This window comes from uncultured Legionella sp., assembly GCF_937871865.1.
GTDB lineage: Bacteria > Pseudomonadota > Gammaproteobacteria > Legionellales > Legionellaceae > Legionella.
This window is the reverse complement of record NZ_CALMPD010000078.1, coordinates 1-2219: the sequence shown is the minus strand read 5'-3', so window position 1 is coordinate 2219 and position 2219 is coordinate 1. Positions and strand designations below refer to the sequence as shown.

The following is a 2219-nucleotide window of genomic DNA, read 5'->3' as shown; positions in this document are numbered from 1 at the left end:
ACAAAGATCAGCAGAACAAAGATCAGCAGAACAAAGATCAGCAGAACAAAGATCAACAGAACAAAGATCAACAGAACAAAGATCAGCAAGATAAAAGCAAACAGACTGATAAACAACAGGAAGATGAAGCTCAATCAGCAGCAGAACAAGAGAAACAGCAGGCAAAGGAACAGTGGTTGCGTTTGATTCCAGATGATCCGGGTGGGTTACTCAGAGAAAAGTTTTTACGCGATCATTTACGAAGAGAACGTGGGTGGTATCAATGAAAAAAATAATTATATGTGTATTCCTTTCTATCTATTCAATAATTGCTTTGGCTGAAATTCAAGTTCAGATTGAACCCGGGCAGGTGGCTATGGGGGAGACGTTTAAATTAATTCTCACTGATGATAATCCACAAAATGGGGGTGTTCCTGATCTGAGTGCATTGCAAAAAGAATTTGCTATTGTTGGTACGGAACGTCATGTAAATTATGTGGTCATTAATGGCCAGGCTCAATCGGCCAGTCAATGGATTATTTCATTACAAGCATTAAAATCTGGTATATTAACGATCCCTGCCATTAAGTTTGGCTTAGAACAGAGTAATCCTATTACCATCAATGTTGATGCTGCTTCAAAGGCTTCGAATGCTCGAGGCACTTCGGCACAGCAACAGGATATTATGTTAACGGCTGCTGCAGATGAGAAAAAACCTTATATCAATCAGCAGGTTATTTATACAGTTAAATTGTTCAACAGCAAACGATTACTCGATGTTGAGTATCAGGGGCCCAAAGTGGATAATGCGCTGATTATTCCTTTAGGTGATTCAAAGCGCTATCAGACTATTCAGAATAATACTAATTATGTTGTTGAGGAACAAAATTATGCGATCTTTCCTCAAAAAAGCGGTAGTTTAAATATCATCTCTCCAACTTTTACTGCCTTGGTTTATGATATCAATCCCCAACGAATCAAAGTTGAAGATAAAACAATTAAATTAACCGTCCAGCCCATTCCCTCAGGAACTGATGCTGCTTTATGGTTGCCTGCAAGACAGGTGAACCTGACTGAAACTTATGAAAACTCTTCGCAAACATTAAGCCAGGGAAGTACTTTAACCAGGACTGTAACGCTTGAAGCTGTTGCTATTCCTGCCCAATTGTTACCAAAGCTTAAATTTGAAGAAGGAGAGGGTTTTAGTGTGTACCCTGAAAAAGGGACAGATAAAAATCAGGTGAAACAAGGGCAGTTAAACGGAAGTACTTCATTCAAGGTGACTTATTTATTTAATAAGGCAGGGAAAGTAATTATTCCTGAATTACGCCTCCATTGGTTTAATACCGAAACAGGAACAAATGAAGTTATCTCTTTAGCGCCACGAAGTATAGATATTACCCCATCTGCAACGAGCAAAGCAGATAAAATGATACCAGACAATAAGAATGAGAACAGGGTACAACCGTTACCAAGATCGGAAGTTGACTCCTCTTTGCCAGCCGCTAACCAATGGGCGTGGCTGGTTGCTTTTTTATTGGGGCTTGCCTGGATAATTACTTTAGGACTTTGGCTATGGCAAAAACGCGGGTACCCAGGCAAAAAGCAATCACAGCGTATTCTTGATGAATTAAGTAAAGCATGTAAAGAAGGTAATCCTCACAAGACTCGTGATGCTTTATTGAAGTGGGGGAGACAGCAATGGCCTGATGCACCTCTATTGAATCTTGCTGATTTATCCAAATTAGTACGAGATGCTCAGTTGAAGAAACAAATATTTATTCTTTCACAAGTGCTCTATCAGAACGATGCTGCAAATTTGTGGCGGGGTGATGAATTATTACGAGCTGTTATTGCACTTAAACGCTCTGATTTTGGTAAAAAACAAACAGCTAATATTTTGCCTCCAATAAACCCATTTTGATTACTCAAATCCTATATCTGATTTTATGGACTCAGTTATAGCCGTTGGAGCTGAGCTACGAGCGTGAAATGTGTCGTTCCTCCGCTATCTCTGTGTCGAATTAGCGTGGCTCGACCACGCTATCCTGAGCCCTGCCCCCACGGCCATTAAGTTAAGGATTCGGCCGTCATCCTGAGCATGGCGTACTTTTCTTAACGTAATGACAATGAGCCCTCTCCGAACGCGATCCCCTGTATCCGATTGATTCCTAATTCATAAGTATTAAATATAGCCAACGGATAATAAATTGATTATAATCATTTATTTATGACGTATT

At 39.9% G+C, this 2219-nt stretch carries 1 protein-coding gene and 1 pseudogene; both read left to right on the top strand.

The genetic code is table 11. The features are described 5' to 3' along the window. Nucleotides 1-266, top strand: a pseudogene (locus Q0495_RS04730) (hypothetical protein); the annotation flags it as partial. After that, the gene (locus Q0495_RS04725; protein WP_298623663.1) at nucleotides 263-1903 is read left to right on the top strand and encodes a protein BatD; all 1641 of its coding nucleotides are present in this window, start codon (nucleotides 263-265) and stop codon (nucleotides 1901-1903) included. The pseudogene Q0495_RS04730 and the gene Q0495_RS04725, both read left to right, overlap by 4 nt. The last annotated feature ends 316 nt before the right edge of the window (nucleotides 1904-2219 follow it).

Bases quoted from the DNA above. Each gene is read 5' to 3' on its own strand.
- Q0495_RS04725 (WP_298623663.1), top strand. From the start codon at position 263: ATGAAAAAAATAATTATATGTGTATTCCTTTCTATCTATTCAATAATT.